The 16,083-nt window shown below is 67.9% G+C and carries 11 protein-coding genes; 6 read left to right on the top strand and 5 right to left on the bottom strand.

The features are described from left to right. Positions 1-161 precede the first annotated feature (161 nt). The gene (locus Acor_RS34905; protein WP_155341047.1) at positions 162-1,520 is read right to left on the bottom strand and encodes a hypothetical protein; all 1,359 of its coding nucleotides are present in this window, start codon (positions 1,518-1,520) and stop codon (positions 162-164) included. A 100-nt stretch (positions 1,521-1,620) separates the two neighbouring features. Next, positions 1,621-3,231 carry a dolichyl-phosphate-mannose--protein mannosyltransferase gene (locus Acor_RS34900; protein WP_155341046.1) on the bottom strand — a complete coding sequence of 537 codons (1,611 nt, stop codon included), beginning with the start codon at positions 3,229-3,231 and terminating at the stop codon, positions 1,621-1,623. 106 nt (positions 3,232-3,337) lie between these two features. Here Acor_RS34900 and rsmI point away from each other — a divergent pair, with 106 nt between their 5' ends. Next, complete coding sequence (gene rsmI / locus Acor_RS34895) at positions 3,338-4,180, top strand: 16S rRNA (cytidine(1402)-2'-O)-methyltransferase (protein ID WP_155341045.1); 843 nt, start codon at positions 3,338-3,340, stop codon at positions 4,178-4,180. Between the two features lie 9 nt (positions 4,181-4,189). Here the strand turns inward: rsmI and Acor_RS34890 are convergent, their stop codons facing one another. Further along, positions 4,190-5,608 carry a hypothetical protein gene (locus Acor_RS34890; RefSeq protein ID WP_246239538.1) on the bottom strand — a complete coding sequence of 473 codons (1,419 nt, stop codon included), beginning with the start codon at positions 5,606-5,608 and terminating at the stop codon, positions 4,190-4,192. A gap of 157 nt (positions 5,609-5,765) precedes the next feature. Here Acor_RS34890 and Acor_RS34885 point away from each other — a divergent pair, with 157 nt between their 5' ends. From Acor_RS34885 to Acor_RS34865, 5 genes are all read left to right on the top strand, one after another. Then, positions 5,766-6,986 (top strand): glycosyltransferase, encoded by a 1,221-nt coding sequence (locus Acor_RS34885; protein WP_218034664.1) that lies wholly within the window; start codon positions 5,766-5,768, stop codon positions 6,984-6,986. Positions 6,987-7,108: 122 nt separating this feature from the next. Then, complete coding sequence (locus tag Acor_RS34880) at positions 7,109-7,801, top strand: alpha/beta fold hydrolase (protein ID WP_155341043.1); 693 nt, start codon at positions 7,109-7,111, stop codon at positions 7,799-7,801. A 253-nt stretch (positions 7,802-8,054) separates the two neighbouring features. Next, positions 8,055-9,851: a methionine--tRNA ligase gene (metG, locus tag Acor_RS34875; RefSeq protein WP_155341042.1), complete on the top strand. Its 1,797-nt coding sequence runs from the start codon at positions 8,055-8,057 to the stop codon at positions 9,849-9,851. 160 nt (positions 9,852-10,011) lie between these two features. Then, positions 10,012-10,869 carry a TatD family hydrolase gene (locus Acor_RS34870; protein ID WP_155341041.1) on the top strand — a complete coding sequence of 286 codons (858 nt, stop codon included), beginning with the start codon at positions 10,012-10,014 and terminating at the stop codon, positions 10,867-10,869. 667 nt (positions 10,870-11,536) lie between these two features. Then, complete coding sequence (locus tag Acor_RS34865) at positions 11,537-12,487, top strand: resuscitation-promoting factor (protein WP_170317233.1); 951 nt, start codon at positions 11,537-11,539, stop codon at positions 12,485-12,487. A gap of 25 nt (positions 12,488-12,512) precedes the next feature. On the opposite strand, the gene Acor_RS34860 is transcribed toward Acor_RS34865, so the two are convergent. Next, positions 12,513-13,979 carry an integrin alpha gene (locus tag Acor_RS34860; protein WP_155341039.1) on the bottom strand — a complete coding sequence of 489 codons (1,467 nt, stop codon included), beginning with the start codon at positions 13,977-13,979 and terminating at the stop codon, positions 12,513-12,515. Continuing rightward, on the bottom strand, positions 13,976-16,000 hold the full coding sequence (locus Acor_RS34855) for a serine/threonine-protein kinase (RefSeq protein WP_155341038.1): 2,025 nt from the start codon (positions 15,998-16,000) through the stop codon (positions 13,976-13,978). Before Acor_RS34855 ends, Acor_RS34860 begins: the two co-directional genes overlap by 4 nt. Positions 16,001-16,083: the final 83 nt, after the last annotated feature.

Genomic DNA, 16,083 nt, shown 5'->3' with positions numbered 1-16,083 from the left:
GATCTTGTACGCGCCGCCCAACCACCCCGAAGCCTGCTGTCAGCACGCCCAACACGACCACGGGAGTCGCGGTGAGCGCTTTCACGCGCATGGGTCAGGCCATCCCCACCCTCAGCCGAGGTGTGCTGCTGGCGACCCGCAGGGTCCGGGAGAGCTTGAAATCAGCCCAGACCCGCGTATTGGCGTGGGCGCAGGGCCTGAGTGCGAAGCGCGGACAGGACCGCCTGCTGGCCCACAGGCGTCAGCTGCCAGCTGGCCCGCCAGTCGCAGGACATCCGCAGATCCAGCGCGTCCAACCGGCGCTGCAGCTCCCCGAGCGGCGTCGTGAGGTCCGCGGCGGAAACCTGCCCGCCGGCCGACGACCGCCAGCCCTCGCCGTTGACCACCTCGGCGACTCGATCGCGCAGCTCCGCGTAGGGCAGCGGGTCACCGTCCGCGAGCAGCATCAGCGCGGCCTCCCGGATGGAGATCTCGAAGTCGTGCTCGCCCTGGGCGGGGGTGAGCAGGGCCGCCGTCGCGGCCGTCCACATCGCCTCAGGGTCGTCGGCGAGCTGCCGGCCCGAGACGGTAAGCACCAGTTTGCGGCCGTTGCGGCGGAGCACCCGCAGGTCCTCGCTCGCGATCTCACGCAGCATCGTCAGCGTGGGCACGTCCGCTTCGCCACGGATCGACCCGGCGGTGACCGTGTCCCAGCCGAACAGCTCGGCCGATTCGATCACCAGCGCCCGGGAGAGATTGAACTTCTGGGTCAGCGGCACGCCGCTGCTCCCGGCCGCCCAGTCCAGCAGCCACCACAGCGACGCCAGATGCGGTTCCGCCGGGGCCGGAATGGGGGCGTACAGCCGGACTTCGAAGGGCTGGGCGAGTTCGCGGCGGGCTTTGCCGCGGCCGAGGACCCAGCGGTTGAGGCGTTCGCCGTGGACGCGGTGGAGCCAGCAGTCGCCGCCGAGCTCGGTCCGGGGCTCGGTGAGCCAGCGCGTGGTGAGCTCCACCCGGCCCCGGGTCAGACCGCGCATGACGGTCGTGGCGGGCGTCTCCGGTTCGTACGGCATGGCCAGTTCGCCGGACACGATCGCCAGCTCCAGGGCGGCGGCACAGGCGACGTGGGCGCCCAGCTCCTCCGGCCCCATGATGGAGCTCCAGCTCAGCTCGGGCACGTCCGGGGGCAGCACCCCGGTGGCCTCCAGGGCCTGCTGGTAGGCGGCGGCGCCGGCCTCCTCGCCGTCTCTGGCGTAGGTGCGCAGGATGTGGGTGGTCGTCTCGGAGGCGCAGAGGGCGCCGTAGCGCTCCATCCCGCCCAGCTCGAACAGACGGCCGAGCGCGTGCGCGATCGCCAGGTGATCTCCGGTGACCTTGATCGGCAAGGCGTACCAGAGGAATTCGCACACGTCGAGCTGGCTGATGGTCTCCAGGGCCTCGCCGCCTGTGAGCCATTCCACGGCGATTCTGGCCGAGTCGGCGACGTCCGGCTCGGCGCGCTCCAGTTCGGCGAGGAGCGCCGCCACATCAGGTGCGGGCATGACCCGCAGTCTGCCGTATGGGACCCACCGTTGACGACGACCGAGAGACACTCGGGACCACCCCCCTAGTGACTCACGATACGGACACCGGTGCCAGAGGTTAGATCCAGCCCGACTTAAACAGCATTCGGTCATACCAGTCCTGGTACGGAATGACCTCAGCCGACAGCACGGGATGGAGCCACCAGAAGTTGACCAGCGCGAGCAGGGCAAACGCTCCCACGGCCACCGCGCCGTACATGCGGCGGTTTCCGGGGTCGGTCATCGGGCCGATGATCAGTCCAGCGGTCACCACGATGGCGAGGATCATGAATGGGACCATCGGGATGGCGTAGAACAGGAACATCGTCCGGTTGTCGACCAGCGCGAAGTAGAACCAGGGCAGCCAGCCCGCCGCGTAGCCGAGCAGGATCGCGCCGGCTCGCCAGTCGCGGGTGGCCACGTACCAGGCGATCATCGCGACCAGGGCGATCAGGCCGGCGAACCAGATGATCGGCGTGCCGGTGCCGAGCACCGCCCAGGAACAACTGTCCGCGCCGCAGCCCTTGGGCGATTCATAGAAAAATGCGACAGGTCGCAGCAACATCGGCCACTGCCAGGGCTCCGACTGGTACGGATGCGTGGCTTCCAGGCCAGTGTGGAAGGAAAGAATCTGCTTCTGGTAGTCCACCCAGGAGCGGAACGAGTCGAAGATGAAGTACGCGGGGCCGCTCGAAGTCGCCTGCGCCCAGTTGCGGCCGTAGCCGCGGTCGGTGGCGAACCAGCCGGCGAACGAGACCACGTAGACCAGCAGCGGGACGAGCGCCACCCAGCTGAAGGCGAGCGGCAGGTCGCGGCGGGCGGTGCCGAGCAGCGGCTGGCGCAGGCCGACGGCGCGGCGGGCGCCGAGGTCCCAGAGCACGGTCATGATGCCGAAGGCGGCGATGAAGAACACGGCCGTCCACTTGGTGGCCAGACCGGCGCCGAGGCAGAGCCCGGCCGCGAGCCGCCAGGGGCGGAGGCCGAGGAAGGGGCCGGTGTCACCGATTCCGGTGGATTCGTACCAGTCGGCCAGGCGTTGCCGGGTTCGGTCGCGGTCGACCACCAGGCAGGCGAATCCGGCGATGAGCCAGAACATCAGGAAGATGTCCAGCAGCGCCGTACGGGACAGGACGAAGTGCAGGCCGTCCAGGGCGAGCAGGAAGCCGGCCAGGCAGCCGAGCAGGGTGGAGCGGGTGATGCGGCGGGCGACCCGGGCCAGGATGAGGATCGACAGGGTGCCGATCACGGCGGCCATGAACCGCCAGCCGAACGGGGTCAGGCCGAACATCCACTCGCCGAGGCCGATCATCCATTTGCCGAGCGGCGGATGGACCACGTAGGAGGCGCACTGGTCGACTTGTTCGCAGACCTTGAAGATGTTCGTGTCGCCGCGAAGCATGGCCTGGTTGGCCGCGTCACCCTCGATGAACTGGCGTTCGACGCCGTAGGTGATGGTGGACCAGGAGTCCTTCGCGTAGTACGTCTCGTCGAAGACGATCGCCTTGGGGGTGCCCAGTCGGTCGAAGCGGAGGAACGCCCCGAAGATCATCACGATGATCGGGCCGAGCCACCCCCACAGGACGCTCCCGGGCATCGGCGGGACCAGCCGATCGCGCAGGGATGGCGTCGCGTTCTGGGGGTCCGGCTCGGGCTGCTCGTACGCCTGATTGGCGAAGTCGGTCACGGCCACTCGCCCACACTACTGGCGACAGGACGCCACGAACATGACGTACGCGCCGATTCGGTGCCGTTCGACCTCAGGCGAACGTGGGCGCTGAAGATTACATACTGGTGGGGTGAGTGAATTCGGCAAGCTGGTGCTGGCGGGCGCTCCGATCGGACAGGTCGGCGACGCGTCGCCCCGGCTGCGGTCGGCGCTCGAAACCGCGGATGTGATCGCTGCCGAGGACACCCGGCGGCTGAAGCGGCTGGTCTCCGATCTCGGGGCGACCGTGACCGGGCGGGTGGTTTCGTACTACGACGCCAACGAGATCGCGCGGGCGAAGGAACTTCTCGATCTGCTGCTCGCCGGGCAGACCGTGCTGATCATTACGGACGCCGGCATGCCCGGCGTCTCCGATCCCGGCTACCGGCTGACCAAGCTGGCCGTCGACGCCGGCGTGCCGGTCACCGCGCTGGCCGGGCCGTCCGCCGTGACGACCGCGCTGGCCATCTCCGGGCTGCCCAGCGATCGTTTCTGCTTCGAGGGCTTTCCGCCGCGCAAGTCCGGGGACCGGGCCCGGCTCCTGGAGCGCCTCGCCACCGAAGAGCGCACGATGGTCTTCTTCGAAGCGCCGCACCGGATCCAGGCGTGCCTTGCGGCCATGTCCGGAGCGTTCGGTTCCGACCGCCAGGCGGCCGTCTGCCGGGAACTCACCAAAACCTACGAAGAGGTACGGCGTGGCGGGCTTGGTGAACTCGCCGAATGGGCGGCGGGGGATGTTCGCGGCGAGATAACCATCGTGGTGGCCGGATATGTCGCGGATCAGCGTGAGCCGGTGATCGAGGACCTTCTCGGTGAGGTCGCCCGGCTGGAGGCGTCCGGGGTCGCCCGCAAGGAGGCCATCGTCGATGTGGCGAAGAAGGCGGGGATTCCGAAGCGTGACCTCTACAACGCCGTACACGCCGCGAAGTCCTGAAGGGCCGGGTCAGGCGGCTTCTGTGACTTCTGGCTTTGCGGTGGGGCGGAAGCCGCGGCGGAGGGTGATGGCGGCGGCGACGCAGGCCAGCGGGACCGCGGGGATCAGGTAGCGGTAGTCGAATTCGGCGGTGGCGGCGGGGGCCAGGATCAGGCCGACCGAGGCCAGCCAGGGGAGCAGGACCGGGCCGCCGAGTTTGCGCCAGCGGAGAGCGACGCCGTACAGGCCGATCAGGAGCAGGATGCCGAGGGCCAGGCCGGGGATGCGCACGATCTTCTGATAGGTGATCATGATGTCCGACCAGGGGCCGGTGTTGACCGTGGCGGCGGGGCCGTTCTCGTAGGTTTCCGCGTCGGTGTGGGTCTGGCCGCGGAACGAGGTCCAGGCCGGGAGCCTGGTGGTGATGTTGTTGCCGAACTGGTACTGCAGGAAGGTCCTGTCGTCAGGGAACGGCTGGCGGTCCCAGCGGAAGGCGCGGATGAAGTCCTTGGCGACGACGGCCAGGTAGTCGCCGGGCTGGCTGAGGATGGCGCGGGTCGCGAAGGCTCCGGTGTTCTGGTTCATTTCGGCGTCGAACTTCATGCCCGCGCCGAACACGTGGATCTGGTTGTCGTTGTCCCACCAGAGGTAGGCCTGCGCGGACGGGCCGCGCTCTTCGGGCTTCTTCGGGATGCAGAGCAGCGCGAGCTTGAGTTCGGCGCGCGGGTCGAGGCCCATCTCGTGACAGTCCGAGAACGACGCGGTGCGCATGTAGAGGATCACGCCGTCGCTGCTGGTCATCGCGAACTGACCGTTGACCGCTTTGAACCAGCCCATGTATCCGACGACGGGAATCGCGCAAGCCATCACCAATGCCAGGATCGTCTTCCAGCTGGTCCGCTTGACCAGCAGGTAGACCGCGACCAGGGCCAGGATCGGCAGCCCGATGCTGCGGGTGAGCGCGGTCAGCGCGAGCAGGCCGCCCACGGCCGCGCCGACTTTCCACGACATTTCGCGATGCCACAGCACCAGCGTGATGACCCCGACCACGAGCAGCACGAACATCGCGTCCGACATGATCATCTGCTCGATCTGGATCTGGTACGCGTCGAACAGCACCGGCAGCGCAGCCAGCGTCGCCCCCCAGCCGGGCAGGCCGAAGCGCTTGGTTAAAAGCGCATATATCAGCACAGCCGTGGCGAGCCCCATCAGATGCTGGGTGAACACCACGAAGGCCAGGCTGTGCAGCGGTTTGAGTAAGAGCAGCCAGAATCCGTACCCATCCGGACGGATCGGGTGGGGGCGTGGGTGCAGTGCGACCGAAATGTAGTCGTAGGAGTCGTTGAACCACATCGCCGGGCCGAAGCCCAGCATCGTGATGAGCCGCAGCAGCGCGCCCAGGCCGACGGCCACCGCGAACCAGCGGTGCCGGCGCAGGAAAGCTGCCAAACGCCCCCATCGTCCGATGCTGGGGGCGCTCAGCGTTGTCGGTTCCGCGACCGCGACCATGCTTACAGAATGCCAGTCGTTTCACGGACTTGACTCGGGCACCTGTGGGTAGCGGGCATGATTGGTTGATCTGATCGGGAGCTTGAAGGGTTGCGACGTGGAACTCACGGTGGTCATGCCCTGCCTCAACGAGGCGGAGACCGTTGAAACATGTGTGCGCAAGGCGCTGGAGTGCATGCGCGAACATGGCATCGACGGCGAAGTGGTGATCGCCGACAACGGCAGCACCGACGGTTCGCAGCAGCTGGCCAGGGATGCGGGCGCCCGGGTGGTGCACATTGACGAGAAGGGGTACGGCAACGCCCTGATCGGTGGCATCCGCGCCGCGCGCGGCAAGTACGTCATCATGGGCGACGCCGACGACTCCTATGACTTCACCGGCCTGCTGCCGTTCGTGGAGGAGTTGCGGGCGGGTGGCGAGCTGGTGATGGGCAACCGCTTCAAGGGCGGGATCGCCCCCGGCGCCATGCCGCCGCTCCACCGTTACCTGGGCAATCCGGTCCTCTCCTTCGTCGGGCGGCTGTTCTTCCCGAGCGCGATCGGGGACTTCCACTGCGGTCTGCGTGGGTTCCGGCGGGACTCGATCCTGCGGCTGGGCCTGCAGACCGGGGGCATGGAGTTCGCCTCCGAGATGGTGGTGAAGGCGACCCTGCAGGGCCTGGACGTGCGCGAGGTGCCGACCACGCTGTCGCCCGACGGCCGCACCCGCCCGCCGCACCTGCGCTCCTGGCGGGACGGCTGGCGCCACCTGCGCTTCCTGCTCCTGTACAGCCCGCGCTGGCTGTTCTTCATCCCCGGCCTGGCGCTGATGACGCTCGGCCTGGTCGCGGGCACCGCGCTGACCTTCGGGCCGGTCTACATCGGCAAGCTCGCGTTCGACATCGACACGCTGGTTGGCGCGTCGGCGATGGTCGTGATCGGATTCCAGGCGGCGTTGTTCGCGCTGTTCACCAAGGTGTACGCGGCGGAGGAAGGCTTCCTGCCGGAGGACCGGCGGGTGAAGAAGCTGGTCGATATCGTGACTTTGGAGAAGGGCCTGGTCGCGGGCGGGCTGCTGGCGCTGGGCGGTTTGGTGGGGTTGATCGCCTCGCTGGCGCACTGGGGGGGTCGCGGGTTCGGTGAGCTGATCCCCGCCGAGGTGCTGCGTATGGTCGTGCCGTCGGCGACCGCGTTCATCATGAGCTTCCAGACCATCTTCGCTGCGCTGTTCATCAGCATCCTGGGCATTCGCCGGTCGAAGGAGACCTCGATCGACATCGCCGCGTCGGCGGCCGAGGAGGCGGCGGAGGCCGTCACCCGCGCGAGCACCCGGGGTTAGCCGCACGAACCTTGGCGTGGGATGCGCGGCGTCTGCCGCTGCGATGGGCGATCGATCGCAGCGCTGGAGGGCCGAGGCGCGACCACTCCGAGATTGTCGGACCGCTTCGGTACGTTGGTTCCATGGCGGAATTCGTGCTGGTGGCAGGGGCGTGGTTGGGAGCTTGGGCGTGGGACGAGGTGGTGCCGGAGCTGCGTGCGGCTGGCCACGGCGCCCATCCGCTGACGCTGTCCGGCCTCGCTGAGAAGCAGGGTGTCCCGGCCGGGCAGCAGACTCACGTCCGGGACATCGTTGATGAGATCGAGCGCCTCGATCTGCGGGACGTCATTCTGGTCGGGCACAGCTACTCGGGCATTCCGGTCGGTCAGGCCGCTGAGCGGATCGGCGATCGGCTGGCTCGCGTGGTCTTCGTCGACTCCAACGTTCCGGCCGACGGTGAGTCTTTCGTATCCGCCTGGCCGGACGGCCGGGCGATGGTGGAGGGCTCGATCGCCGAGAATCAGGGCTTCTGGGCACCGCTGACGGCGGCGGACTACGACGGGCAGGGCCTCACCGGCGAGCAGATCGCCCGGATCGTCGGTGGTTCCACTCCGCACCCTGGCGCTTCGCTGACCGAGCCGGCCGTGCTGAGCCGTCCGCTCGGCGAGCTCCCGGCGACCTACATCAAATGCCTCCTCGACGGCGACACTCCGAATGAGGATGTGGTCAAGTTGCTGACCAGCGAACACTGGCGACTGGTCGAGATGAACACCGGCCACTGGCCGATGTTCTCCCAGCCACACGAACTGGCACGGATCCTGCTCGCCGCCACGTGATCGGCTGGGCTGACGAGGCGAGAGCGGGCGAAACGAAGGCCGCCAGCACGAAGGGCGCGCACGAGTGCGTGCCTCGCGGAGACGTCCGGTGCAGGTGTACCTCACGCTGACGCCCGGTGGTTCGGCATGTGCGCCCTTCCGCTACGCCGCCGACCGGTTGGGTGCGCGCCCATCCGCTGCGCCGCCGACCGGTTGGGTGCGTGTGCGGGGTAATTCGTTCGAGCGGGCCGTCAAGGGGCTCTAGGCTGGACGCATGTCTCAGCACATCTTGACCGCCGTCGCGTGGCCGTATGCCAACGGGCCACGGCACATCGGGCACGTTTCCGGGTTCGGCGTGCCGTCCGACGTCTTCAGCCGCTACCAGCGGATGGCGGGCAACAAGGTGCTGATGGTCTCGGGGACGGACGAGCACGGCACGCCGATTCAAGTCCAGGCCGACAAGGAAGGTCTGTCCGCGCGCGCGCTCGCCGATCGGTACAACCGGATCATCGCTGAGGATCTGACCGCGCTGGGGCTGTCGTACGACCTGTTCACCCGGACGACCACGCGTAACCACTTCTCGGTGGCGCAGGAGATCTTTCTCGGGCTGTACAACAACGGGTATGTCTTCCCGAAGACGACGATGGGGGCGGTCTCCCCGTCTACCGGGCGTACGCTGCCTGACCGCTATATCGAGGGCACCTGCCCTATCTGTGGGTACGACGGCGCGCGTGGCGACCAGTGCGACAACTGTGGCAATCAGCTCGACCCGATTGACCTGATCAATCCCAAGTCGCGGATCAACGGTGAGACGCCCAAGTTCATCGAGACCGAGCATTTCATGCTCGATCTGCCCGCGTTCGCGGAGGTGCTGGGCACCTACCTGCAGAGCAAGCAGGGCGAATGGCGTCCGAACGTGCTCAAGTTCGCGCTCAACCTGCTCGGCGACCTGCAGCCGCGGGCGATCACCCGGGACCTGGACTGGGGTGTGCCGATCCCGCTCGACGGCTGGCGTGACCGCAGCGACAAGCGGCTCTATGTCTGGTTCGACGCGGTCATCGGCTATCTCAGCGCCTCGATCGAGTGGGCCCGCCGCTCCGGCGACCCGGACGCGTGGCGCGCCTGGTGGCAGAACCCGGACGCGCGCGGCTACTACTTCATGGGCAAGGACAACATCGTCTTCCACGCCGAGATCTGGCCGGCGCTGCTGCTCGGCTACAACGGCGAAGGCGCGCGCGGCGGGACGCCGGGGTCGCTTGGGCGGCTGGACGTGCCCTCCGAGGTGGTTTCCAGCGAGTTCCTGACGATGGAGGGGAGGAAGTTCTCCTCGTCCAGGTCTGTGGTCATCTATGTCCGCGACTTCCTGGAGCGGTACTCGGCGGACGCGCTGCGCTACTACATCGCGGTCGCGGGTCCGGAAAATCAGGACACCGACTTCACCTGGTCGGAGTTCGTCAACCGCAACAACGGTGAACTCGTCGCGGCCTGGGGCAACCTGGTCAACCGGTCGATCTCCATGGCGGCCAAGAACTTCGGCGAGATCCCGGCCGCCGTCGACCTCACCGACGCCGACCGCGCCCTGCTCGACCGCTCGCGTACGGCTTTCGCCGCCGTTGGCGCCGAACTCGCCCGGTCCAGGTTCAAGAACGCGGTCAACGAGGCCTTCGACGTGGTCCGCGACGCCAACCGCTACCTGGCCGAGCAGGAACCCTGGAAGATCAAGGACGACCCGACCCGCCAGGGTTCGATCCTGCACGTGGCACTGCAGGTGGTCGACGACGCCAAGACCCTGCTCACGCCCTTCCTCCCCAACTCGTCGAACAAGATCTTCGAGATGCTGGGCGGCGAGGGCGTCTGGTCTGGAATGCCGCAGATCAGCGAGGTCAGCGAGGACGGCGGCCCGCAGTACCCGATCATCACCGGCGCCTACGACGGCGCCGCGACCTGGGCCCACCAGCCGATCCGTTCCGGAACGCGCCTGGCCCCGCCGACTCCGCTGTTCACCAAGCTGGACCCGAAGATCGTTGACGAGGAACTCGCCCGCCTCGCCGACAAGACGCCCACCGAATAGTCGCGTTGATCGGCTTGGATCGCCGAGGTCAGTGAGCTCGCATCGACCCGGCGCAGGTTCGTGGACCCGTTCCGTCTTCATTCGCAGCACGAGGAGCGGCGGGGGTTGCTCGGCTGATGCGCTGGGATGGTGACCCAGGTTGGGGCGATAAGTTGAGGGCATGTCGCGTGAGATGCCCTCCCTGCCGCAGCCGCTAGGGGCTGACGTGTTCGATTCCCACTGCCATCTCGACATCATGGTCGGTGATCGGCAGGCGTCTTCGGGTGATCCGGTGGCGTTGGCAGCGCAGGCGGCGGGGGCCTCCGTGGCGGCGATTGTGGAGCAGGCGCGTTCGGTGGGGGTCACTCGGTTGGTGACGATCGGGTATGACTTGCGGTCGTCGCGGTGGAATGCCGAAGTCGCTCGGGATCATGCGGATGTGTATGCGGGCGTGGCGATTCATCCGAATGAAGCGCATGCGGCTACGCCTGAGGTGCTTGCGGAGATTGAGGAGCTTGCTCGGCAGCCGCGGGTGCGGGCCGTGGGGGAGACCGGGCTCGACTACTACCGGGACTGGGCGTCGCACCAGGATCAGCAGGTGAGTTTTCGGGCGCATATCGAGATCGCCAAGCGGACCGGGAAGGCGCTGGTGATCCACGATCGGGATGCGCACGATGACGTGCTGGCGGTGCTCGCTGAGGAGGGGGCGCCGGAGGTCGTGGTGTTCCACAGCTATTCGGGTGACGCCGAAATGGCCAAGAAGTGCGTGGAGGCGGGATATTTCCTGTCGTTTTCTGGGCCGGTGACGTACAAGAACGCTGGTTATCTGCGGGAAGCGGCGGCGGTGGCGCCCGTGGAGCTCATGCTGGTCGAGACGGATGCGCCGTATTTGCCGCCGGTGCCGCATCGGGGGAAGCCGAACGCGCCCTACCTGATCCCGTTGACTCTGCGCTGCCTGGCCGAGGTCAAGGGCGTCGATGCGGATGATCTGGCCGGCGCGGTGAGCCGCAACGGGGAGCAGGTTTTCGGCGCCTGGTAGAGCCAGATCGGCAAAACGCCTGCTAATGCATGGGGTTTGCGGCATATTGGGGATATTCTCCTGAGCCAACTGCGACCAATGTCACGGCGGGGATTCAGTGATGAGGTTGAGGCAGGAGTGACGACGGCGCTAGCGTCGTGAGCCGGTCAACCTCCGGAAGGACGCATCCATGTATTCACCGACATTGGAGCAACCCTCCGGAGGCGACCCCAGCGAACCGACCGGCCCGCCTCCCCCTGACGGACCGCACCCGGGCGAGTCGGCGGGGCCGCATGCCGCCGCTGGCGCGCACAGCGGTGAGCCTTTGTCGGGTGCGCCGGGTCCTGCTGGTCGAGCGCGTGCGGACGGGACGATTTCCGCCGATGAGGTTTCGACTGGAGCCTGGGTCGCGACGCCTTTCGCTGATCGAGCGTATGCGGGTGAGTCTTCATCCGGGGCTTGGGGTGGACCGCCTCCTGTTGATCGCATGGACGAGCCTGCCGGTCGTCGGCGCAGGCGTGCTCGCGACAGTTCGTTGGACGGTGTTCATGAAGGTGGCGCGGAAGAGATCGGGGGCGAGGTCTGGGCTGAATCGGGGGAAGGTCGGCGGAGTGGGCCGCGGCCGGGATCGCGGCGGGCGCGGCGGAGTGCTGGTGGAGCGCCGCCGTCGCTGGAGGACGTCGATGAGTTGATTGCTGATCAGCTGGGGCAGGGCGGCGGTCAGGTTCGTGAGTATCCGGTGCCCGTTTGGCGGGCTTGGCTGCTGTCGCCCTGGGCCGGGTCGGTTTATGCCGCGCTTGCCGGGGTCACGCTTGGCATGATCGTCGGCGGGGGGCTCGCCAAGCAGATCACGCTCGATGTCGACGGTGATCTGGTGACATTCCGCAGTTTCGCCGGAACAGTGCACGGGGTGCTCGACTCCGCTGACATCAGTTACGACGCTGAGGACCACGTCCGCCCCGCCCCGACCGAGACCGTGGCCGACGGCGCCACCATCGTGGTACGGCACGCGCGCCCGCTCACCCTGATCATGGACGGCAAACGCAGCACCCACATGATCACTGCGCTCAATGTTGGCGACGCCCTCGAGGATCTCAAACTCGACCCCGCCCGCCTCCGCCTGTCCGCCAACCGCATGCGCCAGATCCCGGTCTCCGGCTTCAAGTTGAGCGTCAAAACCGAACGCAAGGTCTACATCGTCGCCGGCAAGATCCGCGTCAGCACCATCACCACCGGTCGTACTGTCGGGGAAGTCCTCAAACAGGCCAACATCGCCCTCCCCAAAGGCGACACCGTCCGTCCTGCCCTCACCAGCTTCCCCAAAGACGGCTCGATCATCCGAGTAGGCCCGTCCCTCCCGCCCCGAACCATCCCCATCGCCCCCAACGTCGCCGCCCTCAACTGGGCCGGCCTCGCCGACTGCGAATCCCACGGCAACCCGAAGGCGTACAACGCGGGCGGCCCCTACTACGGCATGTACCAGTTCAGCCTCCCCATGTGGCTGGCCGTGGGCGGCACCAAAACCCCCATCGACTGGCCCGCCGAGGAACAGACCTACCGCGCCCAACTCCTCTTCCAACGAGTCCAGGGCCGCTGGCAGGGCCAATGGCCCCACTGCGGCGCCCGCCTCGGCGCCTGACCGACGACGGCTGCGGCACCCATCCTCAGCCCACTGCGCGGCCCAGGTCGGTGGCTCCCTTGAGTGTGGTTTTGAGCAAGGTGGCAGGGCCGACCGCGCGGGTGGCAACGGCGCCGCCGCCCTTGCGGTCGGGGATGCCGATGATGAGGCCGCGGCCGGCGGACAGTCCGTTGGGGCTGCCGTAGCCGGCCAGGGACCAGCCGAAGTGCTGGTATGGCTGTGATTCCAAGAAGTCCAGGGTGTCGCCGCTCTCGCCGCCACGAACTGTGGAGAAACGAACCTGCCCGGATTCGGGAACGCCCTGGACTGACGCGTATGGTTCCCCGATCGCGATGATCGGAGTCCCGCCAGGATTCAGGAAGGCCATGGACCAGCCGATGGCCGCGCCTTTGACGACGGGGATCGTGGGGAAGCGGAGTTCGCCTACGCCCATGCGGAGTGTCCGGCTGGCTTTGAGTTCGCCGGAGCCTTTGCGCTCGAACAGCTGGATCGCGCCCGCGTCGCGGATGTCGCCCTGGTCGGCCAGCGGCAGGCTCGCCGCCAGATAACCCGAGTTCCCCCACTCCGCGTACGCCAAAGACCAGCCGAAACGATTGCCGGACTTCTCCACGACTTCCTTCGTGGCCTGGTTCAGATCCCACTTGTGGCTGTCGTACGGCCCGTCGTCCATGACATCGAACACGACAGCCACCATGCCCGAGTCGAGCTTCCCCTCGGCCACCTGAATTCCGGTGCCGTCATTGTTCTCGTACGGAGCGCCGACGGCCAGATCAGGCTTGCCGGGGTCGCCGCCGAGGTTGCCGATCGCGATCGCCCACCCCCACATGTCGCCGACCTCGCCGTTGCCGATGACGCCGTCATCCTCCTGCGTCAGGCGTTTGGCGGACCGAATCGTCCCGTCCAGGTCGAAGACGTGCACGGCACCCGCGTCGGCGGGTTCGTCAGCGTGCGGCTCCCCGACAGCGACGACCGCGCCCCCGCCACTCAGATCCGCGGAGGCGAGCGACCACCCGAAGTGCGCTTCCGCCTGCTTGTCCGCATCCAACGCCAGCACGTCCGCCGCACCGGAGGCCGTCCCGAAGAACACATACGCGGCACCGGAGTCATCATCACCCGCGTAAGGAGCTCCGACGATGACATCAAGGCATTTGTCGTCGTTGACGTGCGCGGTCCGTACGGCCCAGCCGAAGCCCTCGCCGGGTTCCGGGTTGGGGCTGCGCAGTTCGACGGTGCCGCCGAGGCCGGGAAGCCCTTCCGTGTCCTTGTCGGAGCTGCCGCCCAGGAGCACCTGGACCCCGCCCGCGCCGGGAATGTCGCCCAGATCGGCGAAGGGGTCCCCGGCGACGGCGTCGTTGAGGCCGTCGCCGTTGAAGTCGGCCGGGCCCGCGGTGGCGCAGTCGGCGCGCGCGGTAGCCGTACCGGACGCGGGGGTGGAGAGGACGGCGGCCAGCAGGGTGGCGAGGGCCGCGGTGAGGACGGCGGAGCGGTTCACAGCTGGGCCTCCACGTCGTCGGTGAGGGACAGCTTCACGGGGGTACGGCCCGAGGGCAGGTCGAAGACGAGGAGACCGTCCACTTTCGCGCCGGGTTTCAGGGCGGTGGGGAGGGTGGTCGAGGACTCGTGCGGCGGGTATTCGTCGCCTTTGTCGTCGATGAGGGTGGGGGCTGCGCCGTTGAACGCGGCCAGGTCGCCGCCGGTGTTCAGCATCGTCCAGCGCACCAGGCAGAATCCGCCCTTGGCTGCGGTTGCGCCCTCATGGGTTTTCACGTCGCAGCGGGGTTGCTGGGGGATGAGGAGCGCCAGATCGTACCCGCCGAGCGCGATCTGGCGGCCGACGTCCTCGCCGATCCGGGGTGGCGCGGATACGGTGGCTTTCGCCACGGGCTTGGGCTTTTCGTCGGATCCGGCGGTGAGCAGCACGACCAGGGTCACCGTCAGCGCGGCCGCCACGGCACCGGCGGCGAGCAGCCACCGCATCACCGAGGTGCGCTCCCGCTTACTTCCCTCGGTGGGCGAATCCTCCGCGAACCGGATCCCCCCATGGGGGTCGGTGTCGGACGCGGCGGAACGCCACGCTTGCTCTACAGCTGTCACCGGGCCACCCACAGGGGGAGACCCGCCGTGGGGCGGCCACCCCGAGGAACTCGGCGAAGAAGCGGGAACCGCCGACGCGCCAGCACTCGCCGGGGGCACCTGGGGAGTCCAAGCGGAAGCTTGAGGGCTCCGGCCCGGAGCAAAACCTTCTGGAATAGTCCGAGGCGTTCCCGCCGGAGTGCTTCGCCCTGGGGCGAACCCTTCTGGCGTGGTCGAAGCCGCGGCGGATCCCCCCGAATCGGGCGCACCGAACGGAGGCCCGTCTGAGCCGGGAACGGAACCCCTCGAACCTGGAGCAGCACCCCCTGAGGCGGCGGAATCTCCAGGCCCGTGGGAAGAACTGCCCGGAGAATCTCCAGGGCCGGAAGGGTTCCTCGGACCGGGGGCAGTTCCAGGCGTCTCAGGTGTCGATTGCGGGGTTTCGACGGTCGTGGGTGCTGGGATTGGGGAGAGGGCGGTTCGGGCGAGGATCTGGGTGACGTCCGGTTCGTCGGCGACGTTGGGGGGAGCTTCCCAGGATTCGCTGAGCAGTTCGGTGGCGACCAGGGTGCTCTGCGAGCTGGGTGGCATGGAACTCATCGAGGCAGGGGCCGGAATCGAGCCGCCCACCAGTGCGATCAGCAGATCCTGCGCCGTCGGACGCAGGAAGGGGTCGGGATCTGTCGCCCTTCGGGCCAGTTCGTTCAGGGGGGCCGGTAACGCCCCGAGATCCGGCCGGCCGGCCAGCACCCGGGCCGCGAGTGTGACCGCGTCCCCGCGCCCGTACGGATGCCGGCCAGTCGCCGCATAAGACACCAGACATCCCCAGGCGAAGATGTCCGTCCAAGGGCTGATCTCCTGGCCGCGAACCTGCTCAGGAGCCCACCAACCGGGACTTCCCAGTAACTCGCCCGACTGCGTGAAGCTGTGCGTCGTGTCCAGCGCCCGCGCGATCCCGAAGTCGATCACCCGTGGCCCGGACATGGACAGGATCACGTTCGCCGGTTTGAGGTCGCGATGCACCAGCCCCGCCACATGGATCGCGGCCAGCGCGGCGGCGACGCCGAGGGCCACGCCGTGCAGCGGCCCCGGGTCGAGCGCGCCGTACTGGCTGATCTGCCGGGACAGCGGGATCCCGGCGATGTACTCGGTCACCATGTACGGCTGCCCGTGCTCGGTGTTCCCGTTGTCCAGCACCTGGGCCGTACAGAAGGACGCCACCCGGCGGGCGTTCTCCACCTCGCCGTGGAATCGGGCGGCGAAATCATCGTCCATGGTGAATTGCGCCTTCACCACTTTGACGGCCACCAGCCGGCCGGTGGGCGCGACGGCCAGGTAGACCGTGCCCATGCCGCCTTCGCCCAGCCTGCCCAGTAGCCGATACGGCCCGATCGCGGCAGGGTCGTGCGGGGTGAGCGGCTCGGCGCCGGTCGGTTCCATCGGGGGATCTCCTACCACCTGGGATTGCGCGCCCACGTTATCCACCGTTGCCTCCCTTCGTACATGGGATGTTCGACGCCGAG

Origin of the sequence: Acrocarpospora corrugata (assembly GCF_009687845.1) — a bacterium.
In the GTDB taxonomy this organism is placed as follows: Bacteria; Actinomycetota; Actinomycetes; order Streptosporangiales; family Streptosporangiaceae; genus Acrocarpospora; species Acrocarpospora corrugata.
This window is presented reverse-complemented; position numbering and strand designations above follow the sequence as displayed.

What these genes read in the sequence shown, in the direction of transcription:
- Acor_RS34905 (WP_155341047.1), bottom strand. Translation starts at nt 1,520, where the DNA reads ATGCCCGCACCTGATGTGGCGGCGCTCCTCGCCGAACTGGAGCGCGCC.
- Acor_RS34880 (WP_155341043.1), top strand. Translation starts at nt 7,109, where the DNA reads ATGGCGGAATTCGTGCTGGTGGCAGGGGCGTGGTTGGGAGCTTGGGCG.
- metG (WP_155341042.1), top strand. Translation starts at nt 8,055, where the DNA reads ATGTCTCAGCACATCTTGACCGCCGTCGCGTGGCCGTATGCCAACGGG.
- Acor_RS34870 (WP_155341041.1), top strand. Translation starts at nt 10,012, where the DNA reads ATGTCGCGTGAGATGCCCTCCCTGCCGCAGCCGCTAGGGGCTGACGTG.
- Acor_RS34855 (WP_155341038.1), bottom strand. Translation starts at nt 16,000, where the DNA reads ATGGAACCGACCGGCGCCGAGCCGCTCACCCCGCACGACCCTGCCGCG.